This is a genomic window from Moraxella sp. CTOTU47724 (genome assembly GCF_032014955.1).
Classification (GTDB): Bacteria; Pseudomonadota; Gammaproteobacteria; order Pseudomonadales; family Moraxellaceae; genus Faucicola; species Faucicola tetraodonis.
The window spans coordinates 41,709-65,560 of record NZ_DALZSV010000008.1 but is presented as its reverse complement, the minus strand read 5'-3'; the positions used below and the strand labels follow the sequence as shown (position 1 = coordinate 65,560).

Annotated in this window: 21 protein-coding genes; 11 read left to right on the top strand and 10 right to left on the bottom strand. The window is 44.8% G+C overall.

Annotated elements, in window-relative coordinates; translation table 11 throughout:
- Positions 1-53 precede the first annotated feature (53 nt).
- Positions 54-629, bottom strand: a complete 576-nt coding sequence (gene dcd, locus RTR63_RS03355) for a dCTP deaminase (protein ID WP_007116249.1) — start codon at positions 627-629, stop codon at positions 54-56.
- A gap of 106 nt (positions 630-735) precedes the next feature.
- Entirely contained in the window at positions 736-3,333 is a 2,598-nt protein-coding gene (gene clpB / locus RTR63_RS03350; protein WP_312522654.1) for an ATP-dependent chaperone ClpB, read from the bottom strand.
- Between the two features lie 668 nt (positions 3,334-4,001).
- Here clpB and RTR63_RS03345 point away from each other — a divergent pair.
- The 8 genes from RTR63_RS03345 to RTR63_RS03310 all read left to right on the top strand — a co-directional run bounded on the left by RTR63_RS03345 (position 4,002) and on the right by RTR63_RS03310 (position 11,275).
- Positions 4,002-5,165: a zinc-dependent alcohol dehydrogenase gene (locus RTR63_RS03345; RefSeq protein WP_201664370.1), complete on the top strand. Its 1,164-nt coding sequence runs from the start codon at positions 4,002-4,004 to the stop codon at positions 5,163-5,165.
- Positions 5,166-5,214: 49 nt separating this feature from the next.
- Entirely contained in the window at positions 5,215-6,048 is an 834-nt protein-coding gene (gene otsB / locus RTR63_RS03340; protein WP_312522652.1) for a trehalose-phosphatase, read from the top strand.
- Entirely contained in the window at positions 6,036-7,451 is a 1,416-nt protein-coding gene (locus RTR63_RS03335; RefSeq protein ID WP_312522650.1) for an alpha,alpha-trehalose-phosphate synthase (UDP-forming), read from the top strand. The genes otsB and RTR63_RS03335 overlap by 13 nt, the downstream gene beginning before the upstream one ends.
- Before the next feature lie 54 nt (positions 7,452-7,505).
- Complete coding sequence (locus RTR63_RS03330) at positions 7,506-8,603, top strand: acyl-CoA dehydrogenase (RefSeq protein WP_312522648.1); 1,098 nt, start codon at positions 7,506-7,508, stop codon at positions 8,601-8,603.
- Positions 8,591-9,412, top strand: a complete 822-nt coding sequence (locus tag RTR63_RS03325) for a PIG-L deacetylase family protein (RefSeq protein WP_312522646.1) — start codon at positions 8,591-8,593, stop codon at positions 9,410-9,412. Before RTR63_RS03330 ends, RTR63_RS03325 begins: the two co-directional genes overlap by 13 nt.
- Positions 9,405-10,007 (top strand): class I SAM-dependent DNA methyltransferase, encoded by a 603-nt coding sequence (locus tag RTR63_RS03320; protein ID WP_312522644.1) that lies wholly within the window; start codon positions 9,405-9,407, stop codon positions 10,005-10,007. Before RTR63_RS03325 ends, RTR63_RS03320 begins: the two co-directional genes overlap by 8 nt.
- A gap of 14 nt (positions 10,008-10,021) precedes the next feature.
- Positions 10,022-10,741 carry a glycosyltransferase family 2 protein gene (locus RTR63_RS03315; protein ID WP_312522642.1) on the top strand — a complete coding sequence of 240 codons (720 nt, stop codon included), beginning with the start codon at positions 10,022-10,024 and terminating at the stop codon, positions 10,739-10,741.
- 321 nt (positions 10,742-11,062) lie between these two features.
- Positions 11,063-11,275, top strand: a complete 213-nt coding sequence (locus RTR63_RS03310) for a cold-shock protein (protein WP_007116258.1) — start codon at positions 11,063-11,065, stop codon at positions 11,273-11,275.
- Between the two features lie 210 nt (positions 11,276-11,485).
- Here RTR63_RS03310 and RTR63_RS03305 read toward each other — a convergent pair whose 3' ends face one another.
- The 7 genes from RTR63_RS03305 to RTR63_RS03275 form a co-directional block, all read right to left on the bottom strand.
- Positions 11,486-12,046, bottom strand: a complete 561-nt coding sequence (locus RTR63_RS03305) for a response regulator transcription factor (protein WP_312522640.1) — start codon at positions 12,044-12,046, stop codon at positions 11,486-11,488.
- A gap of 9 nt (positions 12,047-12,055) precedes the next feature.
- Entirely contained in the window at positions 12,056-13,363 is a 1,308-nt protein-coding gene (locus RTR63_RS03300) for a sensor histidine kinase (RefSeq protein ID WP_312522638.1), read from the bottom strand.
- Positions 13,364-13,472: 109 nt separating this feature from the next.
- Positions 13,473-14,285 (bottom strand): SDR family oxidoreductase, encoded by an 813-nt coding sequence (locus RTR63_RS03295; protein WP_312522660.1) that lies wholly within the window; start codon positions 14,283-14,285, stop codon positions 13,473-13,475.
- 224 nt (positions 14,286-14,509) lie between these two features.
- Positions 14,510-15,313, bottom strand: coding sequence for an SDR family oxidoreductase (locus RTR63_RS03290; protein WP_312522659.1), 804 nt, complete (start codon positions 15,311-15,313; stop codon positions 14,510-14,512).
- Between the two features lie 100 nt (positions 15,314-15,413).
- Positions 15,414-16,190: a histidine phosphatase family protein gene (locus tag RTR63_RS03285; RefSeq protein WP_312522636.1), complete on the bottom strand. Its 777-nt coding sequence runs from the start codon at positions 16,188-16,190 to the stop codon at positions 15,414-15,416.
- 8 nt (positions 16,191-16,198) lie between these two features.
- Entirely contained in the window at positions 16,199-17,266 is a 1,068-nt protein-coding gene (locus RTR63_RS03280) for a phosphotransferase family protein (RefSeq protein WP_312522634.1), read from the bottom strand.
- Positions 17,267-17,406: 140 nt separating this feature from the next.
- Positions 17,407-18,645 (bottom strand): acyl-CoA dehydrogenase family protein, encoded by a 1,239-nt coding sequence (locus tag RTR63_RS03275; protein WP_050324210.1) that lies wholly within the window; start codon positions 18,643-18,645, stop codon positions 17,407-17,409.
- Positions 18,646-18,818: 173 nt separating this feature from the next.
- On the opposite strand from RTR63_RS03275, the gene RTR63_RS03270 reads away from it, so the two are divergent.
- A complete protein-coding gene (locus RTR63_RS03270; RefSeq protein WP_312522632.1) occupies positions 18,819-19,763 on the top strand; it encodes a LysR family transcriptional regulator in 945 nt (314 codons plus the stop codon).
- 39 nt (positions 19,764-19,802) lie between these two features.
- Here RTR63_RS03270 and gmk read toward each other — a convergent pair whose 3' ends face one another.
- Positions 19,803-20,420, bottom strand: a complete 618-nt coding sequence (gene gmk / locus RTR63_RS03265; protein WP_095355641.1) for a guanylate kinase — start codon at positions 20,418-20,420, stop codon at positions 19,803-19,805.
- Positions 20,421-20,616: 196 nt separating this feature from the next.
- Between gmk and ispH the strand changes: the two genes are divergently transcribed.
- Both ispH and htpG read left to right on the top strand, forming a co-directional pair.
- A complete protein-coding gene (gene ispH, locus RTR63_RS03260) occupies positions 20,617-21,585 on the top strand; it encodes a 4-hydroxy-3-methylbut-2-enyl diphosphate reductase (protein WP_312522629.1) in 969 nt (322 codons plus the stop codon).
- Positions 21,586-21,822: 237 nt separating this feature from the next.
- The gene (gene htpG / locus RTR63_RS03255; RefSeq protein WP_312522627.1) at positions 21,823-23,793 is read left to right on the top strand and encodes a molecular chaperone HtpG; all 1,971 of its coding nucleotides are present in this window, start codon (positions 21,823-21,825) and stop codon (positions 23,791-23,793) included.
- Positions 23,794-23,852 lie beyond the last annotated feature (59 nt).

Below are 23,852 nucleotides of genomic sequence, written 5' to 3'. Positions count from 1 at the left end.
TAAAATATAAAACCCACCGAAGTGGGTCTATATGACTGCTTACTGCTTATCGTTTAGGCTTTGGGTAAAGTCACGCCCATTTGACCTTGGTATTTACCACCACGGTCTTTGTAGGAAGTTTCGCATACATCATCGGCATCACTTTGGAAAAATAGCATTTGCGCCACGCCCTCACCGGCATAGATACGCGCGGGCAAGTTGGTGGTATTACTAAATTCAAGCGTTACATGCCCTTCCCATTCTGGCTCAAGCGGCGTGACATTGACAATAATACCGCAGCGCGCATAGGTAGATTTTCCCAAACAAATGGTCAATACATCGCGGGGAATACGAAAATACTCGACAGTACGAGCCAAGGCAAATGAGTTGGGCGGGATGATACATTCATCGCCCACGATATCAATAAAGCTACGCTCATCAAAGTTTTTTGGGTCAACGATGGCAGAATGGACATTGGTAAATACTTTAAATTCGCGCGCGCAGCGGACATCATAACCATAGCTTGAGGTGCCGTAGCTGACCAATTTTTGTCCCTGCTCGCCCACACGTACTTGACCTGCTTCAAATGGCTCAATCATGCCATGCTCTTGTGCCATTTGGCGTATCCAGCGGTCGGATTTGATCGACATTTTGTTTCCTCAAATTTCAAATTTAGGCAGAATTATACTGTAATTTGCTACACATAGGCGAAAAAAAACGGCTTTCGAGTGAGAGCCGTTTTTTTTGGTGAGAAAATTAACTCATCCGCAATTTATCAAAGGTCAATTTATTTTGGGCATCGACATCTACTTTGATGGTATCGCCCGCCACAAACTCGCCCGATAACAATTTGACTGACAGCGGATTTTCGATTTCCTGCTGGATGGCGCGTTTTAGCGGTCTTGCACCATACACAGGGTCATAACCCACAGCGACCAATTGACTCATGGCTTCATCTGACAATACAATATTCATGTCACGCTCTTGAAGACGTTTGCGTAAACGTGAGAGTTGAATATCTGCAATACCCGCCATTTGCTCTTGCCCTAATGGATGGAACACCACGATTTCATCAATACGATTAATAAACTCTGGGCGGAAATGCTGATTGACTGAATTCATCACTGCCGCTTTGATTTCTTCGTAGCTATCGCCTGCCATCTCTTGGATTTTATGCGAACCAAGGTTTGAAGTCATGATAATGACAGTGTTTTTAAAGTCCACAACGCGACCTTGGCTGTCGGTCAAGCGACCATCGTCTAGCACTTGCAGTAGGATATTAAACACATCAGGATGCGCTTTTTCTACTTCATCAAACAATACCACACTGTAGGGGCGGCGGCGTACGGCTTCGGTCAACACCCCACCTTCTTCATAACCCACGTAGCCTGGGGGTGCGCCGACAAGACGGCTGACACTGTGTTTTTCCATAAATTCAGACATATCAATACGAATCATGGCATTTTCATCATCAAACAGGAAACTTGCCAACGCTTTGGTCAATTCAGTTTTACCCACGCCTGTCGGACCTAGGAACAAGAACGAACCGCTAGGACGATTGGGGTCAGACAGCCCGGCACGACTACGGCGCACGGCATTGGCGACTGCTTGTACCGCTTCATCTTGACCGACTACGCGCTCATGCAGTTTTTCTTCCATGTGCAGCATTTTTTCACGTTCGCCTTGCATCATTTTGGTAACAGGGATGCCTGTTGCAGCAGCAACGACTTCAGCGATTTCATTTTCGGTGACTTTATTACGTAGCAGTTTGACGCTTGGCGCTTCCCCTGCTTGCTCTTTTTGCTCAGCCAAGTCAGAGTCTTTAATACGTTTTTCCAGTTGTGGAATGGTTTCGTATTGCAGTTTTGACATGGTCTCGTAGTCACCTTCACGCTGGGCTTTTTCATAGGCGATACGTGCTTTATCAAGCTCGTCTTTGAGCTGTTGGCTACCTTTAACGAGGGCTTTTTCTGCTTGCCAAATTTCATTTAAATCTGCGTATTCTTTTTCAAGCTCGCTGATTTGGGTGTCGAGCAGTTTTAGCTGTGATTTTGCGCCTTCGTCATCTTCATGCTTTAAGGTTTCACGTTGCATTTTGAGCTGAATCAAACGGCTGTCTAGTTTGCCCAAGGCTTCTGGTTTACTATCAAGTTCCATTTTTAGACGGCTAGCTGCTTCATCCACCAAATCAATGGCTTTGTCAGGGAGCATACGGTCAGTGATATAACGGTTACTCATCCGCGCCGCGGCAATAATCGCACTGTCTTGGATATCAACCCCATGATGCAGTTCATAGCGCTCTTTTAAACCGCGCAAAATGGCAATGGTATCTTCCACCGTAGGCTCATCAACCAATACTTTTTGAAAACGACGCTCAAGGGCAGCATCTTTTTCGATATATTGGCGGTACTCATCAAGGGTAGTCGCGCCCACGCAGTGCAGCTCGCCACGCGCTAACGCAGGTTTGAGCATATTACCCGCATCCATCGCGCCATCGGCTTTACCCGCACCGACCATAGTATGAATTTCATCAATGAATAAAATGACTTGCCCTTCGCTTTTTGCTAGGTCATTAAGTACCGCTTTTAGGCGTTCTTCAAACTCACCACGGAATTTTGCGCCCGCTATCAGTGCCCCCAAATCAAGCGATAATACACGTTTGTTACGCAAGCCTTCTGGCACGTCACCATTGACGATTTTTTGTGCCAATCCTTCGACAATGGCAGTTTTACCCACACCCGGCTCACCAATGAGCACAGGGTTGTTTTTGGTACGGCGTGACAATACTTGAATGGTACGGCGGATTTCGTCATCGCGCCCAATCACGGGGTCAAGTTTGCCCGATTCGGCACGTGCGGTTAAATCGATGGTATATTTGTTTAAGGCATCACGTTGGTCTTCGCTATTTTGTGTATCCACTTTATCACCCCCACGAATAAAATTAATGACTTGTCTTAGTTTTGGCTCATTGACCCCTGCTTTTGCAAGCAGTTTTGCGGTATCGCCCGTCTCTGCTAGGGCAACCAGCACCCAATCGGTGGATAAAAACTGATCGCCCGCTTTTTGCGCATGACGCTCGGCTAGATTTAAAATCTTAACCGTATTTGGGCTAAGATTGACATCACCTGTGGGTGTACCAATCACCGCTTGGTTGTTGAGCGATTGTTGTACGTCTGTTTTTAACTGACTTAAGTTTGCGCCTGCTTGTTCATACACATTGGCATTACTCGGTTCATTGAGTAGCACTGACACTAAATGAATCGGCTCAATCGCGGTATGATCACGAGTGACAGCGAGCGTTTGTGCCTGCTGAACCGCGTTTTGTAAGGCATTGGTAAATTTATCAAATTGCATTATTATTTTTCCTTTTAGCTTTTAACTAATTAGCTTTGAACTAAAATTGATATGGTGTTTTGATAAATCGTTTCAATATCCATCTTTAAAATTTTTTAATTGTCAATTTTTTTTTGAAGATTGATGGTAGCTATGTTTTCGATTACCACTTGGGTCAATAGCTTACAAAATTCATCGTGTTACTTATCAAAAATTGACAATAAAAATGTAGATAAAGTCATGGATAACCAAAGCTTGGCTTAATATATAACTTCCAAAGGGATACACCTAATCAGTTTTACTGACTGAGTTTTTGTTGTTGGCTGATATGCGTTTCCTTTTAATACCTAATAGCGAATTAGCGGCTTGATTTTTATTAGCCGCCTTGACCGTTATTTTTTAAAAAAATTACGCGAACCAAAGTTTAAGCCATAGCTAAAAATTGATACTAAAATTTTATGGACAATTATTAAAATTATATAATATTTTCAATGGTTTATTTTAAGATTACTTACATTACATTAACCTATCTACTACATGAATAGACAACAACCATGCATGGCGCATGTTACTCTGCACAACATCAAATGATAACGCCCCATAACATATTAGTTCAGTGGCGCTGCTTTATTTGGTGAAATAACAGTCAAAAAACAATAACATCAAAACAATAACCAGGAGTAATACCCATGCGTGCATTAACCTACCACGGTGCCAAAGATGTTCGAGTCGACAATGTTCCCGACCCACAATTACAAGCCAAAGATGATATTATCTTAAAAGTCACTGCTACCGCCATTTGTGGCTCGGACTTACATTTATACCGTGGCAAAATCCCTGCGACCGAAGAAGGCGATATTTTTGGTCATGAATTTATGGGGGTTGTCGAAGAAGTGGGCGCTGAGGTCACGGCGGTAAAAAAAGGTGATCGCGTGGTGATACCCTTTGTAATTGCCTGTGGTAGCTGCTTTTTTTGTCAAAATGATTTGATGGCAGCCTGTGAGACCACCAATGAGGGTCCCGGCGCGGCGATGAACAAAAAGCTTATTCCGCCACCTTCGGCATTGTTCGGTTTTAGTCATTTATATGGCGGTGTGCCGGGTGGACAAGCAGAATATGTGCGTGTGCCAAAAGCCAATTTTGGTCCTTTCAAAGTTCCAGGTTCATTGCCTGATGAGAAAGTGTTGTTCTTATCGGATATTTTGCCGACTGCATGGCAAGCGGTGACGAATGCCAACGTCACCAAAGGTTCGACTTTGGCTATCTATGGTGCAGGACCTGTGGGCTTGCTATCAGCTGCTTGTGCCAAAATGTTAGGCGCGGCACAAATATTCATCGTTGACCACAATGACTATCGTCTGCAATACGCACAAGATACATATGGCGCAATTCCTGTCAATTTTGACAAAGTTGATGCCGCAGAAGCCATTATTGAGCAAACTGCGGGGCATCGTGGTGTCGATGCGGTGATTGATGCTGTTGGTTTTGAATCAAAAGGTAGCATAGTTGAAACGGTATTAACGACGCTTAAGCTTGAAGGCTCAAGTGGCGCGGCATTACGCCAGTGTATGGCAGCGGTACGCCGTGGTGGTACAGTCAGTATTCCTGGGGTGTATGCAGGTCCAATTCATGGTTTCTTGATGGGTGATGCGTTTGACAAAGGATTAACCTTTAAAATGGGTCAAACTCATGTACATAAATACTTGCCACAACTGCTGGAACATATTGAAAATGGGGATTTATCGCCTGAAGCGATTATTACCCATCGTATGAATCTATCGGATGCGGCAAAAGGTTATGAAATCTTTGAAAAACGTGAAGAAGAATGTCGAAAAGTGATTTTGACGCCGTAATTTTACCTTGTCATGGATAGATTTAGCATGGTTAATTTAGAATGATAAAATGAGCGTTAATCAGCTTGATACCATGATTAAGCATTCCATCACTAGCCCCTCACAACTTTTAGCCAATAATTTAGCCAAAGTTGTGCAAGGGGTTGGTGATTTTTTGCTATTGTTAGATATTGATGGGACGCTTAGTGAATTTCACTCCGATCCCCAACAAAGTTTTATCAGCAATGATAATTTAGCAATTTTAGCGCAGTTACAAAATCATCTACCCCTTTGGCTAGTAACAGGGCGGTCGGTTGCTGATGCTAGACGTTTGACAGCGCCGTTAAAACTGCCGGTGATTGGTAGTCATGGTTTGCAATGCGATACTCTAATCGATAGCTATTGTTTGGTGGATATTGATTCAGCGCAGCTACAACAAATTATTCAAAGCGTCATTAACGCCACTAGTGATCATCCACACTGGCGCATTGAGCAAAAACCTTTTGGTGTGGCACTGCATTTTCGTGAGCATCCCGAACTTGCCGATAACGCTTTAACCATTATGCAAGCTATTGGGCATGATTTTAATGATTGGCAACTTAAAGCGGGCAAATGTGTGTATGAGCTATTGCCGCAAGGGGTCGATAAAGGCAGTGCCATTAACCATGTTTTAAAACACTATCACCCTCATTGCCGTCCGATATTTATCGGCGATGATGTGACCGATGAAGCAGGATTTATTGCCGTACAAAGTTATGGTGATACATCAAATAAGAAAGGTAGTGATATCAAAGGAATTGGTGTCAAAGTCGGTTGTGAACCCACCCATGCGCATTATTATGTGAGCGACGTCTCAGCCGTTACCGCGTTACTTCAAGGATTATTGACCCTATGTCAAAGTTGATTGTGTTATCGAATCGGGTTAATTTACCTAGTAAAAAGTCACCTAAAGCTGTGGCAGGCGGGTTGGCAGTAGCGCTTCAAGAAGCCCTTGCCAAAGATGGCGGTATTTGGGTCGGTTGGAACGGTCAAGTAGTGACAAATATCAGCGATATGCCCGATACCGTCAATCAATTTGCGACTGAGCAGCATGATAAAGTCACCTATGTCACGACGGCTTTTTCACCCATACAATATGAAAAGTATTATTGTGGTTACGCCAATAATCGACTTTGGGCGGGGATGCATGACCGCACGGATTTGATTGTATCAAGTAGTGAAGATTTTAGCGTTTATCAAGCTGTCAATCGTATGTTTGCCAAACAACTACAGCAAATAGCGCAGCCTGACGATATGATTTGGATACAAGATTATCATTTTTTTGCGGTAGCAAGGCATTGCCGTGACTTAGGCATGAAACAGCGCATTGGCTTTTTTTTGCATATTCCATTTCCCCAGTTATGGGTATGGGATTTTTTGACCTATGGTCAAACTTTAATCCATCAATTACTCGATTATGATGTGGTTGGATTACAAACCCAACCAGACGCTCAAAATTGTGTCGCGGTGATTGAGCAGCTACTCCCCCACGCCATCCAGATTACGCAAACAAATGCGCGTACACTGATTACCCATGGCAATCATACCACCTTAATACAAGCCTATCCGATTGGTATCAATCCCGTCTATATTCATAAGCTTGCCAGTCAACCGCTGTCTGACCTAGCTGTGTTAAAAAGTCTCACTTCAACTATCACCACGATTGTAGCGGTGGAACGACTGGATTACACCAAAGGTATTCCCGAACGCTTACAAGCTTTTGCCGCCTTTTTGCAGCGTTATCCGCAATATCTTGAACGGATTCAGCTGTATCAAATTGCTTGCCCATCCCGTCTTGATATTGAGACTTATCAACAGTTACGACAACAAGTGCATACCCTAGTTGAGCAAATTAATAGCCAATTTGCTACTGCCAGTTGGCAACCGATTATCTATCAAGAAGACCCCGTCAGTCATGACAATTTAATGCCGTTATTTAGGCAATGCCAAATTTGTTGGGTTAATTCGCTAAAAGACGGCATGAATTTGGTGGCAAAAGAATACATTGCCGCACAGGATGAACAAAACGCAGGGATTTTAATTTTGTCTAAAAATGCGGGGGCAGCGCACCAACTTCAGCAAGCTATCTTGGTCGACCCTACTGACAACGACAGCATGATAGAGGGATTATACCAAGCATTAACCATGACCAAACAACAACGGGAACAACATCACCAATCGCTACTACAGGGCATTTATGAGACCGATATTGACACGTGGCGAGCGCATTTTTTGGCAGATTTGACCCACATGGATAAAATTCTATAACCCAATAAAACAGATAATAAAATAGACAACAAAACAGCCAATGAGAAATTCACAATGACACCAGTGTTGGATCATGCTTTACCTACCGACTATCACCAATCAGACTTGGGCAAATTAATCACCGCTATTTTGCAAGACTTTCGCAGAACGGTTGATACATCACCTAAACTAAGCGATGCTGCTTATGTGACACAATTAAAGCAAACTTTGTCGCAGTTGGTGCTTTTGTCCGCTCAAATTGCCTTGCCCGCAAACGGTCATACTTTACAGCGCTGGCAAGTATTAGCACAGGTTGCTGCTTGTGATTTGAACTTGGTCAAATTTTTTGAGTCGCATCTTGATGCATTGGCGATTCTGGCAGAATTGGGCGTGGACGATATCGCTGAAGGCCTATGGGCAGTATGGGCAGCAGAAGGCGGTGATGAGCCACTGCGTTTTGATGGCGAAACATGCACGGGACAAAAACTGTGGTGTTCGGGTGCGACCTTTGTCGATCATGGCTTGGTCAGTTTCCGAGATACCCATAATAACGCCCAATTGCTGATGTTAGCCATGAAGCAACCGCAAATCACCATTGATGACAGCGGTTGGTATGCGGTAGGTATGCCCTACACGGCGACAGCCACGCTCCATCTAAAAGGCGCTAACGCCACCCAAATCATATCAAATGCGATTGCCAAAGGTAGCAGCCCTTATCTTGACCGCCCAGGATTTTGGCAGGGTGCAGCAGGGGTAGCGGCTTGTTGGTATGGCGCGGCAGCCCAGTTGGCACAGTTTTTATTGGACAGTTATCAGCAAAAACCCCAAGCCTTTAAAGCACTTTATCTTGGCGAAGTGTCGCAAGCACTCAGTGTCACCCAAGCGTACTTTTATCAAGTTGCGCAATTAATCGATAGTGAGCCTAGCCAAAGTCATGCACTCGCCATCCGTATCTTAAGAGCGCAAGTGGAGACTACCGCCATGCTAGTGCTTGAAAAAGTGGGTAAAGCCTTGGGCGCAACGCCTTATTGCAAAAACGCCCATTTTGCACGGCTAGCAGCAGATTTATCGGTATTTATCCGTCAAACCCATGGCGCATTTGACAGTGAAGCGATTGGCAAATTGACTGCCGAACAGCTAGGCGATTCACAAGGGGCATTATGGCAACTGTAGATTCTAAGCCCGCCCCACTGCATCCGATTGTGGGTGACCGTTTAATTGCTGGCGACGGCACATCTGCACAAGACTGGCAAGCGTGGCAAGGGTTAGACAGTCTCACCAGACTCGATATATCGACCCATTTTCCCAAACATCGGCGTGTGTGTATTTTTGCGCCGCACCCAGATGATGAGATTTTGGGCTGTGGTGGGCTGCTGCAAGCGTTGGTGGCTCAAGGCAATCAAGTATTGATTGTTAGTGTCACCCAAGGCGAGAAAAGCCACCCTAACTCACCGCTGTATCCGACCGACAAACTGGCAAAAATTCGAGCACTTGAAAGTCAGCTTGCGCTTGAAACGCTCGATAGCAGTTTGGATTTGCCCAATGTGTCGATGACGAGCTTAAATTTTCCTGATGGTGAAGTTTTTGGCCGACAAGTGGATTTTTTTGACAAGTTAACATCGCTGATTCAGCCCGCTGATATTTTAATCACCCCATTTGCATACGATGGTCATCCCGACCATGAAGGCACTGGGCAAGTGGTGCAGCGTTTTGCCAATGCTTTTAAAAGCCGCCTAAATTTAACTTGCTATCACGTGCTGATCTGGGCATGGCATTGGGCAAAACCTGGCGATAGCCGTATTCCCTGGCACAAGGCATGGCGATTTGATTTAAGCGAATTGCAGGCGCAGCGAAAAAATTATGCCATGCGCTGTTTTAGCAGTCAAATCTATGCTGACCCAACAACGGGAACAGCGCCTATTTTGTCAGATACCACGTTAACTAGGCTTAGCCAACCGTTTGAGGTATATCTTCATGACTGATGTGTCAGCGTATTTTGCCCAAATTTATGCCGATAGTAGCGACCCTTGGCAATATGAAAAACGCTGGTATGAAGTGCGAAAACGCGCGATTTGCTTGTCATTGTTGCCCTACCCACATTTTGCCAAGGCGATTGAACTGGGCTGTAGCAATGGTGTATTTAGTGAGCAGTTAGCCCAGCGCTGCGATTATTTACGGTGTGTGGATGGGCAGCTTGAGGCAGTCGAACTTGCCAGTGAGCGTCTGCAAAACCAGGCGCATGTGCAGGTGATGCAAGGCTTGATACCGCAGGATTTACCCAGTGAGCGATTTGATTTGATTGTGGTCAGTGAGATTTTATACTACTTGGCGCCTGACGCACTGACCGAAGTCATCGCTTGGCTAAACAGCGCATTAACCGACAATGGTGTGATTTTAGCTTGTCATTGGCGCTATCCGATTGACGGGTTTCAACTGACAGGCGAAACAGTCCACGACAGTTTGCAACAACAGCTGCACTACCCTCAGCAAAGTCATGTGATTGACCAAGATTTTTTGTTGACCATTTGGCAAGCCAATCACCAAAGCCTTGCCAAGCAAGAAAATCTAGTGGAATAACTGAGAAAAACATCATGCCAAATACTCCAGCCCCACAGCGGCGACCCAAAAAAATCGGCATAGTCATCCCTGCCCATAATGAAGCCGATAACATCAGTGCGTGTTTGGATGCGATTAAACAGGCGATTGCTCAGCTATCAAGCGACATAGCGGTACAAATGGTGGTCGTGCTAGATAGCTGTGATGATGATACCTTATCAAAAGTACAAAACGCCCACGTAGACTGGATGCGCTGTGAGTTTCGCTGTGTGGGTAAAGTCAGGGATTTGGGCGTGCGCTACTTAATAGAACAAGGGGCTGATTGGATTGCTTGCACCGATGCCGATAGTATAGTGGAAGCTGATTGGTTAGTTGCACAAATCAAACACCTAAAAGCCGAACCCACAACTATGCCCACAGCTATGATATGTGGCGTAGTGAGTGTCGATTGTTGGGATGCGTTGTCAGAGAGTACCAAACAGCAATACCTCGCCCATTATCAAGATTGTATGAATCATCGCCATATTCATGGGGCGAATTTGAGCTTTGCCAGTCAAGATTATCTGGCGGTGGGTGGTTTTGATGAATTAACTTGCCATGAAGATGTGGGTTTGGTGAAAAAATTTGAGCAAGCCAATTTACCCATTATTTGGAGTAATTTGGTACGCGTGATGACCAGTAGTCGCCTTGACGCCCGCGCTGATGAAGGATTTGCCCATTTTTTAAGGGGGTTAGAGAATCAGCCCTTGTTTTAACTGAAAACCAGCCTTTGAATGAAATAAAGGTAAAAAGTTGGCTTTAACACAGTTCACTTACAAAACTATTGTGATATTCCTTGCTATCTGCCTGTATTACTATATACTGGACAACAGCTAGAAAGCAGTCAGAAGTTTCAATCGCATTACATTAAGTCTATTCTAAGTTCGTTTCCATTACGCTTGTGTCCTAGATTTTAAGTGAATCGTGTATCAAAACTGCCGCAATTCTTTCATACCGAATAGAATCGTGTTGTGGCTTAGTTCCAGCTTTAGGGTCAGATGACCACTTTTAAAATCTATTTAATCAAGGACAATCCTATGTCAAATACTGTAAACGGCACCGTAAAATGGTTTAACGAATCAAAAGGCTTCGGCTTTATCGAACAAGACAATGGCGGCAAAGACGTTTTCGCACATTATAGCCAAATCGCAAGCTCAGGTTTCAAAACATTGAGCGAAGGTCAACGCGTATCTTTCGTTGTGACCCAAGGTCAAAAAGGCGACCAAGCTAGCAATATCGTTGCTATCTAAGGTTAGCTAAGCCTACTATCGTAAATGGTTTGATAACGCGTGGCGTGAATAACGCTGCATTGATTGATTAGCCATTTGCCTAGATATCAGAAAATAGCTATCAAAAAAGCGCTTATTTATTATAAGCGCTTTTTTTGTGTCTTTTGCTCACCCAACTTTTTGGCTGCCTCGGCCGATAATTTGTGGGCTGCTGTGTGCGGTTAAAAAAGGTTATTGCGCATCCACTTTACGTTTTTTTTGAAGTTTTCGTTGTAAAGTGCGCCGGTGCATTTTGAGTACCCTCGCCGCTTCACTGATATTGCCTTGGCATTCATCTAATACTTGGTGGATGTATTCCCATTCGTGATGTTCAAGTGACAAACGTTCATCTGTGGCACTACCGATTGACTTTGTAGGGGTTGCTACGATGTCCAATACTTTATAGATGTCATCCAGGCTACACGGCTTAGGCAAATAATGATACGCGCCCATTTTGACTGCACTGACGGCGGTCGCAATGCTGGCATAGCCAGTAAGCATTAAAATTTTGGCGGTGGGGGTAATAGCGAGCAAAGGCTCAATCAGATGAATACCATTGTCATCACCGATGTTGAGATCCAATACAATAAACTTGGGTAATTGCTTCTTTGCCAGTTGTAGCGCGCTATCGGCATTGCTGGCCGTTAATACCTGATTGCCCTGTTTTTCCAATGACTTTTTTAAAATACGGCAAAACACCTCATCATCATCAATGATAAGCCATGTCTCTGTTAACAGGGATGGGTGTTGCAATCTAGTCTCCTACAACAAACTGGCGGGCGCATCGATTACTGGTAAAGTTATCTTTACGCACGTACCTGAATCATCTAACCTTTTTTTCACGGGTGAATTTTGCTTATTGGTCAGCTCAAGGTGTCCGCCAACATATTCTATAACCGTTTTGGCAATCGTCAAGCCAAGCCCTAAGCCATGATCAGATTCGATGGCGATTTGGTGTTGGATACGCTGTACCATGCTACTGTCGATACCCTGTCCGTTGTCTTCAATAATAATCATCACGTTTTGAGCAAGCTGTACGCTAATACTAAGCATTGTGGCTTGTGCCTGCATGGCATTATTGAGCATATTCATCACAATAGAATACAGCTGTTCTTCACTCAAGGGCACATCGATCGGTTGTGGTGGTACATTGAGTGCTACTTCAACATGGGGGTTGATAAATTGCCAATCATTGACGACTTTGGGCAATAGCGTTTGTAAATTTGATGACGTTACCCATGCCAATGGCTCTGATTGCGCTGGCGGGAGCGCATTGGATTGGATATGGGATTTGAGCTTGTGCAGCGATTGGCGGCAGACGTCGATTTGTGACTGTAACAGTTTTATGTCATCCAATAACTCGTCGTCTTCCTCTAATTGCTGGGCAATGTCATCGCTCAGTAATTGCATCGATGCAATCGGCGTGCTCATCTCATGGGCGATATTGGCAGCAAGACTACTGATGGCAAGCAACCGACGTTGTTGGTGAATCGCTTGCTGCGCTTGCTCAAGCGCCTGATAACTGCGGCTCATCGCTTGTTTAAAATAAACCGTTAAAGCAGTGAACATGATGGCGGCAAAAATAAACACCCCAAACATACCCAGTAAATGGAGTTTTTGACCCACCGCATGATCATGGTGGCTAAGGGTCAGCGGCACATAGCAATACCATAACAGCGTATATAGCCCAACTGACAGCATCGACAAGCTGATGATGTGCACGGTGCGCATCACCATAGACGCCACAGCAATCACCGTCAAAAATAAGGTAATTAACGGATTGGCGGCGCCACCTGAATAATAAATAAAGGCTGACCACGCCAGTAAATCCCCGATAAATCCCGCCATTGTGACCCAAGAGTGTTGTGGGTTAAATTGTCGAATAGCCATTAGGCGTTTAGTTAGCTCAACGCTGACCCCATACATAATGGTAATCGTGAGTAGATGAGTGATTTGCTGTTTGGCAACGCCCCACTGGTCGGCACAAATCATGGCGGCGACCATAATAGCTAACCAGGTATAGCGAGCAATCATGGGGGCTTTTGCGACGTTGTTGATGGCTTGATGCATGGACAAACTTTTGAAGAACCATAAAACAAGATTTTAGCATGAAACAAGCCATCAGCTGCCAAGGCGTTGTTGATTATGCTGAGACTTTAAAATTTTTTTAAACATGGGCTTATAAAAATTTGGTCATAACTTTAAGCGGCAATATTTTCATACCAATCCCAATCGGCAGCCAAGGCCATGCTGGGACAAAGGCTTCATTTACTTTGGCTTCAATCGCTTCGACAATCGCTTCGACACCCTCTTGTTCTGTACTTTCAAACGGCAAATATTTGGCACCGATATTAAGCTCGGTACGGATATAACCAGGGTAAATCGTGGTGACAGTAATCGGACGTTTTTCCTGCATCATATCAGCGCGAATGCCTTCGGCTAAATTTGCCAGTCCCGCCTTGGCAGCGGCATAGGTGGTAAGATGACGGGGCAAACCGCGCACCGCTGACATACTTGAGATGACCACCAACTGACCGCTGTTTTGGGCACGGAAAATCTTCATCGCCGCCTCACACTGGGCAATCGCCGCGATAAAATTGACTTCAGCGGTATGGCGATTGGTCTCAAAGCGTCCATGACCAATGACTCGGCTATCGCCCACCCCTGCATTGACGATAATTTTATCAATGGTTTTACCTCGGGTTTTGCAGTCACTCACAAAGCTATCAAATACCGTAAAAATCTGATTATAATCGGTGACATCCAAAGTTTTGACAGCGACTTTGATAGGGTACTTGCTTTCAATGTCTTGCTTTAACGCATTTAATCGCTCTTCTCGTCTGGCGCAAATTGCCAAATCATAGCCTAGATAAGCAAATCGGCGTGCCATCATCGCGCCAATCCCTGAACTAGCACCGGTAATCAATACGGTTTTGCCTTGACCGATACCTTGTAGCTCAGCTAATGAGCGTCGATTAACCAGTTTTTTCATCACAAATTGACCGTATTTATCAATTTTTTGTAGCGCGTTTTCAAGTTTTTTCATCGTTTGCTTGCCTGTACCACTCAGTTATCGTAACAATAAATAAAAAATCATCAAAGAGTCGCTGATTTTATCACTACGACCCTTGTCTAGCCTACTGCAAATATCGCTATAGGCGTTAAATACATAAGATAAACAAGGATGGTGATAGGGTTAACGATGACTGACAGCGTTTATGCCAACCCATTGACCCATGTCAGTGGGGCGTTTTTCATCCAGTCACTTATCAGTGTCCAGGGTTGTTCAGGGACACACGCTTCATCAGGCTCGCCTTCAATCGCGATTGCCAATGCTTTGGTACCGATTTCTTCACTCACTTCAAAGGGTAACGGTTTAGCACCTTCATTAATCTCAGTGCGTATATACCCTGGATAAATCGTTGACACTTTAATCGGTAACTCAGATAGCAGCATATCGGCGCGAATCCCTTCAGCAAGCTTTGCAATCGCTGATTTACTTGCCGCATAAACTGACATATGTTTTGGTAGACCACGAAACGCCGACATACTTGAGATAACCACCAAATGACCGCTATTTTGGGCGCGGAAAATTTCCATCGCTGCTTCACACTGGGCAAGACCTGAGATAAAATTGATTTCGGCAGTTTTGCGATTAATCTCAAAATTACCCTTGCCAATGCGGCGTCCCTCACCGACCCCTGCATTGATGATGATACGATCAAGCTTGCCAAACTCTTGGGCAAATTCATGAAACACTTTAAAAACCTGCGTATAATTAGTTACATCGAGTGCCTTGACACTAACTTTAATCGTCGGATTATCCGCTAATAGGTTGGCTTTGAGTTGTTCTAGGCGTTCGGTACGGCGCGCACAAATTGCCAGATTATAGCCCATGCAAGCAAAATGGGTCGCCATGCCTGCCCCAAGGCCTGAGCTTGCGCCAGTAATCAAAATGGTTTTGCCCTTACCCACTTGGTTATCGATAAAAGGCGATAAGTCAGTGTTAGGGGGTGTCATTGTGGTTTGAACTTGCTGCAGTAATTCCGGTAGTGTTTGCATTATTTCATCCTTAATTATTTGTTAAATTTTTTTAAACGTTAAACTGATAAGCTAAACCTTAGCGCCAAGTCACCATCTGCTCGCCTTGTTGATACAAATAGCTAAACTCATTAAAGGTTTGTAAAAAAACACCTTGGTCACTCACGCGAAATTGGTGAACACTGGCATTGGCGATATGCCAGTTCAAATCAAAAGCTTGGACATCTGATAGTTTCATCACTTGCTGCATGATACTGGCAATCACGCCACCTGAGGTAAATACCATCGCATGTTCATGCTCGCCAGTTTGCGCCATCAAACGCTCAAAACCGTTCCAGGTGCGCTGTAAAAAGTGTTGCCAACTTTCATCATAATCACTGTCGTACTGACCGCTTTGCCAACGGCTCATGGCTTGGGTAAAAATCTCAGTAAAGCTAATTTCAGGGTGTGTTTGACTGGACAAATACGCCATAAAACTGGCTTTATCCGCAAATGGCAACCCCGCTTTATAAAGAATTTGCTCATGATTAAACTCATTAAAACTGCTATCTTCACCCAACAATAGCGGCATGGTCAAACTGGGATTTGCCTGATTTTTTAAAGCGTTTTGCACATGGTGGGTGATTTCGGTCAGTTCAATGCCTTCACGGGTGACATAATAATGGCTTAAAAAATGCTTGAGACTGTCTTTTTGCCGCGCCATACTGCCTGACATCAGCGCGTGCACTTGCCGACCGGACTGGCGAAAACTATCACCAAGCCACTGGGTCTGAGCGATACCTTTTGGGGACAGTTGGTCGTAATTGTCTGCGCCAAATGACGCTTGCCCATGACGGACAAGGCTGATGAGCTTCATGAAAACCCCTATGATTTATTGTTATTTTTTTCGATAAGTTCGATACAGCGGTCGTGCAAGGCGTTGACTATCACGCCAAAATCTTTAAACGCCGGGTTGTCGGTCTGCCCATGATAATAGCGGTAATAAATCTGCTGTGCAATCGCTGCCAAACGAAACGCCCCAAACACTTCATAAAAGCGCCAGTTATCCACTTTCAAGCCTGTTTTTTGCAGGTAATATTCGACCACTTCGCCACGGGTCATCATGCCTGGCAGATTGGTCGGCTGACGGCGCGTAGCTTTCATCACCGCATTGTCATCGGCTTGAATCCAGTAAGCTAACGCACAGCCCAAATCCATCAAGGGGTCGCCTATCGTTGCCATTTCCCAGTCGAGCACGCCAATGATGTTGGTTGGATTGTTTGGGTCTAAAATCACATTGTCAAAACGCCAGTCATTATGAATCACGCTAGTTTTAACATCGGTTGGGGTGTTGGCTGTTAACCACTGACGCACATCGGCAAAATCAGGCACATCAGGCGTGCGGGCTTGCTCATAGCGTTTATCCCAGCCCATGACTTGACGCTCGCAGTAGCCTTCGCCTTTGCCAAGTGCGACCAAATCAGGATTTTGGGTGTAATCGACCTTGTGTAAATCAATCAACGCATCGACTACCTGCCTGCACAGCTCGCTGACTTGCTGTTCGCTTAACGTCAACGCTTTTGGCAAATTGGCACGGGGAATAATGCCCTCGATGCGATCCATGACATAAAAATCGCAACCAATCACGCGGTCATCGGTACACAGGGCGACCATATTGGGGACGCGTGGGTATTGTGATTGCAGTGCTTTTTGAACTGTGTACTCACGTACCATATCATGGGCGGATTTGGCTTTGGTACCTTTGGGTGGGCGTCGTAAAATTAAATCACGGTTGGCATATTTTAGGCGGTATGTCCAGTTGGATGCGCCCCCTGAAAACTGGGTAACTTCTGGCTCACCTTGCAAAGCGATGCCTTGGCTCATTAAATACTCGGTGACCGCATTGCTGTCAATCTCTTCGCCTTTGCGTACTGGGTTCGCAGTATCAAGCATAATTTCATCCTTGTTTCTTATTTTGTTTTTTAACTTGTATTTTAACTTGTATTTTTAACTAGGTAAAATAGCAAAATGACGTAACCTGACATTACGCCTTTTCTGTTAGCTAGCTATCCTTTTTATTAACTAGCTATTAGCTATTTGGTCGTCGCTTGTTGGCGTTTTTTCACTTCCAGTTTGGCAATCATGCCTTTATGCACTTCGTCAGGTCCATCGGCAAGGCGTAGGCTACGGGCTTGGTTAAAGAACATCGGCAGCAACGTATCTTGGCTCACACCCATCCCCCCATGTAGCTGAATCGCCATATCGACGACTTCTTGTAATACCGTTGGGGCGACCACTTTAATCGCTGAGATTTCGGTCAACGCCGCTTTGGTGCCAAGTTTATCCATTTTATAGGCGGCATACAGGGTTAACAGACGCGCTTGGTCAATTTTGACACGGGCGTCAGCGATACGTTCACGGTTGCCACCTAAATCAAGCAGCGGTTTACCAAATGCGCTACGGCTTAGCCCGCGATCGATGGCAAGCTCTAGCGATTTTTCTGCCGCGCCAATACAACGCATACAGTGGTGAATCCGACCCGGTCCTAAGCGCCCTTGGGCAATTGCAAATCCCTCGCCTGCCCCGCCGATGACATTGCTAAGCGGTACACGCACGTTGTCAAAACGCATTTCGCCATGTCCATGTGGTGCATCATAATCATTAAACACTTTGAGCATACGTTCAATCTTGACGCCTTTGGCATCTATAGGTACCAGTACCATGGTGTGCTGATGGTGGCGATCTTTGCTCTCATCTGGGGTGTGTGCCATAAAAATAATAAGTTTAGCATTTGGATCGCCCAAACCTGAAGACCACCATTTGCGGCCGTTAAGCACAATTTCATCGCCTTCGACAATCGCCGTGGCTTGCATATTGGTGGCATCACTACTGGCCACTGCAGGCTCTGTCATGCCAAACACGGAGCGAATCTCGCCTGCCAATAACGGCGTTAACCATTGCTGTTTTTGGGCGTCGTTACCGTAGCGCCAAATCAATTCCATATTGCCACTATCGGGCGCATTACAGTTAAACACATGTGGGGCAATGAGGCTTCTGCCAGACAACTCAGCAATATGGGCGTATTCTTGCACGCTTAATCCTTGACCCAGTTGCTCGTCTGGCAAAAACATATTCCATAAATTTTGCGCACGGGCTTTGGTTTTTAATTCTTCAAGTTTGGCAGGCCATTGCCAAGTCGTCCAATCGCCTGTGGGATTAAGCTTATGCGCCGCTTGCCAAAATTCTGCTTCAATCGGTTCGATTTCGGTTTCAATAAATGCTTTGGTACGGGCGATGTAATCTTTTGCTTTATCGCTAAGTTGGAATTCCATTGGGCGTTGTCCTTTTTTGGCTAAAACAATCATTGAATCAGCTTAACGGATTTATTATCATGAATAAAATGATTTTAATTAGTATAATACCATGAATAAAATTCATACCATTGAAAGGTCTTAGCCAAATTATTGAGCAAATAATTGTCCTATACTTGTAAGGTATTATCCATATGTTGCGTAAAAACCCATTAAAGCAGCTTGATTTAAATCTACTTAGGCTATTTATTTATATTTTTGAGCTTAGAAATCTTACCCATACCGCAGAAGCTTTGCATTTGAGCCAATCTGCCATTAGCCATGCGTTAGGTCGGTTACGTCAGGCGCTCGGGGACGAACTTTTTTATCGGGAAAAAGGTGAACTGCACCCCACCCTGTATGCCAAACGTCTATACCCAACGGTCAAACAAAGCTTTGAAAATCTCGAACAAATATTTCAAACTAACCATTCATTGAGCGAGGACAAACTTGGCGAGCTGGCGCAGCAGAGCTTTGCCTCATTGACGATTGCCATGCACGATGAAATTGAATTGATTGTGTTTAACAAATTGGTCAGCCAAATTCATCAAGTCCTGCCCAATTGCCAAATCACCAGTAGCCGGCTCAATCGCTCAGAACTCGCGCATGAACTAAAAGTTGGACAGCTGGATTTTGCCATTGATGTGGCGCGGGTGGTGGATAGTGAGATTGTGCACCGACCCTTGTTGCGAGATGAGTTTGTGCTGGTGTTGTATGCGCCAAATTTTGCCGCTGAATTGGCGAATGAACCGACTATCACCCAAGCTCAGTATTTTGCCAGTCAACATATAACTGTGTCATCGCGGCGGCTAGGTCTGTCGATTGAAGATAGTTTATTGTCCAAAGCAGGTTGGCAGCGGCAGAGTAAAATCCGTTGCCAACATTATGCCACTGCTTTTCAATTGCTAAAACAAGATAAGTTATTGCTCACCTTGCCGCGCCAGTTAGCCACCACATTTTTGCCACCCGCCCAAGGCTGGCAGATTTTGGATTTGCCGATTGAGTTGACTCATATCGAGTTACACGGCTATTGGCACCAACAACAGGTTGACCCGCTGTATGGCTGGCTAAGACAGCAGATTTTTAGTGCGTTTCATTAGCTCGCTGCGCTTAATAATTATTTATAGGCTATTGATGATTTATTCAGACAATAGCTGCTCAATACGGCCAGCGTGACGCTCTTGCTGTTTAGCGAGAGTCAAACGATTGGCGATGATGATTGATTTTAACTCCGCTAATGCCACGTCGAAATTGTCATTAATCACCACATAATCAAAATTCACGTATTGCGACATTTCATTGACCGAACCAGCAAGACGTCTTTCAATCACTTCTTGACTGTCTTGCCCGCGATTGGAAAGCCGCTGGCGCAGCGATTGGCGGTCGGGCGGTAGGATAAAAATGGTCGTGGCATCGGGACGCAATTTTTGCACTTGCAGCGCGCCCTGCCAGTCGATTTCTAAGATGACATCTAAGCCATTGGTCAGCATAAATTCTACTGTGGACTGGGCGGTACCATAGTAGTTTTCAAACACTTCAGCATGCTCCAAAAACTCACCTTGCTTAATCATATCAGCAAATATCTCGCGGCTGACAAAGTGATAATGCTGCCCATCAATCTCACCAGGACGCGGCTTGCGAGTCGAATGCGAGATACTTACCGCCAAGTCATTGGTCGTTGCAATCAGCTGTTTGACCAGCGATGTTTTGCCAGTACCGCTTGCTGCGGTGATGATAAATAATGAGCCTTTGGTCATGACATATCCTTAGGGGTTTGATGAAGTGAGTAGTAGCCATTTTTGAATCGGCTATTTTAGCAATTTTTGCTAAAAATTTCTGCGTAATTTAGCCTTTCAATAGCGATTCGCTGATTTTTTACGTTTAACATATTTTGCGTGTATGAACTCATGGTAAACTAGCCATATGAATCATCAATGACTGAAGAACTGCGTTATGAAAATTTTACTCGCCAATCCCCGTGGTTTTTGTGCTGGGGTCGATAGAGCCATCGAAATCGTCAATGTCTGCCTTGAGCGCTTTGAACCACCTATTTATGTACGTCATGAAGTGGTACACAACAAATTTGTGGTGGAAGACCTTGCCAATCGCGGTGCGGTATTTGTCGAAGAGTTGGATGAAGTGCCGGATGGGGCGATTGTGATTTTTTCAGCGCATGGCGTCTCCAAAGCGGTGGAAGATGAAGCCGAACGCCGTGATTTGACGGTGTTTGATGCCACTTGCCCACTGGTTACCAAAGTCCATATCGAAGTCAATAAATTTGCCAAAACAGGCGTAGATGCGGTGTTGATTGGTCATGCCGGTCATCCAGAAGTAGAAGGCACGATGGGGCGCTTCGATCCACAATACGGTGGACGTATTCACTTAATTGAAGATGTGCTGGATGTTGCCAATCTTGATTTACCGACTGATACTGATTTGGCTTTTGTCACCCAAACCACCCTATCGATGGATGACACCGCAGAAGTGATTGATGCGCTAAAAAATAAATTCCCTAAAATCCATGCGCCGCGTAAAGATGACATTTGTTATGCCACTCAAAACCGTCAAGATGCGGTCAAGGAGCTTGCGGCGCGTTGTCAAGTGGTGTTAGTGGTGGGCTCACCCAACTCATCGAACTCCAACCGCTTGCGTGAACTCGCGGAGCGCTTGGGCGCCAAAGCGCATTTGATTGATAATGCCGGCGAAATGCAAAAAGACTGGTTTGCCGGTGTGGATACGGTGGGTGTTACTGCGGGTGCATCCGCGCCTGAAGTATTGATTCAAGAAGTGTTAGATACCTTACAATCTTGGGGCGGCGAAAAACCTGAAGAATTATCAGGTATTTTGGAAAACGTGACCTTTAGCTTGCCCAAAGCATTGCGTTCACCACAACTGCGTAATCCTAGTGAATCCAAGATTTAAAAGAGATATAGCATCGGATAGATAGCAAGTAAAGCCGGGTATAAGTCTGCTCGGCTTTTTATTGGTCATTTAATTATTGGTGATTTAAACCCTGCTTGCATCATTTTTTTATTATTTAAAAATTAAAAAATTGTGATGCTTATGCTTGAAATAGTTTTAGACTCACCCTAACTATGACAACGAACCATCATAAATTGGGTTAATTATTTTTATTCTTATTTTTAGGAGTTACTTACTATGGCAGATTCAAACAAACCTGAGCCAAAAAAACATAGCTTTGAAGCTGAAGTCGCGCAACTATTACATTTAGTCACCCACTCGCTTTACTCTAATGCGGATATCTTTGTGCGTGAGCTGGTGTCAAATGCGTCTGATGCCTGTGACAAGTTGCGCTTTGAAGGCAATCAAAACGACGCGCTGTATGAAGGTGACAGTGAACTATGCATTCGCATTGATATTGATAAAGATGCCAAAACCATCAGCTTTATTGACAATGGTATCGGTATGAATGAAGCCGATGCCATCGAGCATTTGGGTACTATTGCCAAATCAGGCACCAAAGCTTTCTTAGAAAAATTATCCGATGCACAAAAACAAGACGGCAATTTGATTGGTCAATTTGGGGTGGGTTTTTATTCAGGTTTTATCGTAGCGGACACCATCACGGTGGAATCTCGTAAAGCAGGTGAGCCTGCCAGCCAAGGTGTACGCTGGATTTCAGACGGTACCGGTGAATTTACCACCGAAACCATCGAAAAGCCTACCCGTGGCACGACAGTGATTTTGCATATCACCGATGAACACAGCGAATACCTTGACCGCCAAAAAATCAAATCTTTAGTCAATAAATACTCTGATCATATCAGCTTGCCAATCCAAATGCGCAAAGAAGTTTGGCAAGAAGAAGAACTCACTGACGCGCAAAAAACTGCTAATTCAGAAGCAGGGGGCGAAACTGCCAAAGGTGAGATACCCCAAGGTCAAATGATAACCACCGCTGAATGGGAAACCATCAACCAAGCCAATGCCCTATGGACGCGCTCACCTTCAGAAATTGAAGATGAAGAGTATAAAGAATTTTATAAAAATCTTACCTATGACTATGATGAGCCGCTAACTTGGACGCACAACCGTGTCGAAGGACGTCTACAATATACCCAGCTGCTATATATCCCTAAAAAAGCGCCGTTTGACCTGTACCAACGTGAGCAAAAACACGGTCTAAAACTGTACGTCAAACGTGTATTTATCATGGATGATGCCGAGCAGTTATTGCCGATGTACCTGCGTTTTGTCAAAGGGGTCATTGATACCGCTGATTTACCGCTCAATGTCAGCCGTGAAATCCTGCAAGAGTCTCGCGATGTCAAATCTATCCGCGATGGTAACGCCCGCCGTATATTGACCGTGCTAGCTAGCCTAGCCAATAGCGATGAAGCTGAAAAACAAGAAAAATATAAACAGTTTTATGCTGAATTTGGCAACGTCTTAAAAGAAGGCTTGGGTGAAGACCAGAGCAATAAGGATAAAATTGCCAAATTATTGCGCTATGCCACTACCACTGATGACAATGTGGTCACCAGCTTTGACGACTATAAAGGTCGTATGAAAGACGGTCAAAAGGCGATTTATTATCTAACAGCTGAAAACCTTGCCGCCGCCAAAGCCAGTCCGCAACTTGAAGTGTTCAAGAAAAAAGGCATTGAAGTCATCTTGATGACCAACCCCGTTGATGAATGGGCAATGAACTTTATGTTTGAGTACGATGGCACACCGCTACAAAATATCGCCAAAGGCGCGGTAGACTTAGGTGATTTGACCGATGAAGCCGAAAAAGAAGAAGCCAAAAAGGCGGAAGAAACCTTCAAGCCTGTGGTAGAAAAACTCAAAGGCGTGTTAGGTAGCCGTGCTAAAGATGTGCGCGTGTCAAATCGTTTGGTGGATAGCCCTGCTCTGCTCGTTACCGCTGATGGTGAACTATCACCACAGATGATGCAAATGCTCAAACAAATGGGTCAGCCTGTGCCGGAGAGCAAGCCAATTTTAGAAGTCAACCCGAACCATCCGCTCATTCGAAAATTGGAAAGCGCGGAGCAGTTCGATGACCTCGCGCAAGTGATTTTTGACCAAGCACTACTTGCCGAAGGCGGTCAGCTTGAAGACCCAGCCGCTTATCTAAAACGCGTCAATGCGTTGTTGATGAAGTAAGTTATTTTGCTGACTTCAATATAAAACCCATAAATAAAAACAAAAAAACCGAAGCCTAG

What these genes read in the sequence shown, in the direction of transcription:
- dcd (WP_007116249.1), bottom strand. Translation starts at nt 629, where the DNA reads ATGTCGATCAAATCCGACCGCTGGATACGCCAAATGGCACAAGAGCAT.
- clpB (WP_312522654.1), bottom strand. Translation starts at nt 3,333, where the DNA reads ATGCAATTTGATAAATTTACCAATGCCTTACAAAACGCGGTTCAGCAG.
- RTR63_RS03345 (WP_201664370.1), top strand. Translation starts at nt 4,002, where the DNA reads ATGCGTGCATTAACCTACCACGGTGCCAAAGATGTTCGAGTCGACAAT.
- otsB (WP_312522652.1), top strand. Translation starts at nt 5,215, where the DNA reads ATGAGCGTTAATCAGCTTGATACCATGATTAAGCATTCCATCACTAGC.
- RTR63_RS03335 (WP_312522650.1), top strand. Translation starts at nt 6,036, where the DNA reads ATGTCAAAGTTGATTGTGTTATCGAATCGGGTTAATTTACCTAGTAAA.
- RTR63_RS03330 (WP_312522648.1), top strand. Translation starts at nt 7,506, where the DNA reads ATGACACCAGTGTTGGATCATGCTTTACCTACCGACTATCACCAATCA.
- RTR63_RS03325 (WP_312522646.1), top strand. Translation starts at nt 8,591, where the DNA reads ATGGCAACTGTAGATTCTAAGCCCGCCCCACTGCATCCGATTGTGGGT.
- RTR63_RS03320 (WP_312522644.1), top strand. Translation starts at nt 9,405, where the DNA reads ATGACTGATGTGTCAGCGTATTTTGCCCAAATTTATGCCGATAGTAGC.
- RTR63_RS03315 (WP_312522642.1), top strand. Translation starts at nt 10,022, where the DNA reads ATGCCAAATACTCCAGCCCCACAGCGGCGACCCAAAAAAATCGGCATA.
- RTR63_RS03310 (WP_007116258.1), top strand. Translation starts at nt 11,063, where the DNA reads ATGTCAAATACTGTAAACGGCACCGTAAAATGGTTTAACGAATCAAAA.
- RTR63_RS03300 (WP_312522638.1), bottom strand. Translation starts at nt 13,363, where the DNA reads ATGCATCAAGCCATCAACAACGTCGCAAAAGCCCCCATGATTGCTCGC.
- RTR63_RS03295 (WP_312522660.1), bottom strand. Translation starts at nt 14,285, where the DNA reads ATGAAAAAACTGGTTAATCGACGCTCATTAGCTGAGCTACAAGGTATC.
- RTR63_RS03290 (WP_312522659.1), bottom strand. Translation starts at nt 15,313, where the DNA reads ATGACACCCCCTAACACTGACTTATCGCCTTTTATCGATAACCAAGTG.
- RTR63_RS03285 (WP_312522636.1), bottom strand. Translation starts at nt 16,190, where the DNA reads ATGAAGCTCATCAGCCTTGTCCGTCATGGGCAAGCGTCATTTGGCGCA.
- RTR63_RS03280 (WP_312522634.1), bottom strand. Translation starts at nt 17,266, where the DNA reads ATGCTTGATACTGCGAACCCAGTACGCAAAGGCGAAGAGATTGACAGC.
- RTR63_RS03275 (WP_050324210.1), bottom strand. Translation starts at nt 18,645, where the DNA reads ATGGAATTCCAACTTAGCGATAAAGCAAAAGATTACATCGCCCGTACC.
- RTR63_RS03270 (WP_312522632.1), top strand. Translation starts at nt 18,819, where the DNA reads ATGTTGCGTAAAAACCCATTAAAGCAGCTTGATTTAAATCTACTTAGG.
- gmk (WP_095355641.1), bottom strand. Translation starts at nt 20,420, where the DNA reads ATGACCAAAGGCTCATTATTTATCATCACCGCAGCAAGCGGTACTGGC.
- ispH (WP_312522629.1), top strand. Translation starts at nt 20,617, where the DNA reads ATGAAAATTTTACTCGCCAATCCCCGTGGTTTTTGTGCTGGGGTCGAT.
- htpG (WP_312522627.1), top strand. Translation starts at nt 21,823, where the DNA reads ATGGCAGATTCAAACAAACCTGAGCCAAAAAAACATAGCTTTGAAGCT.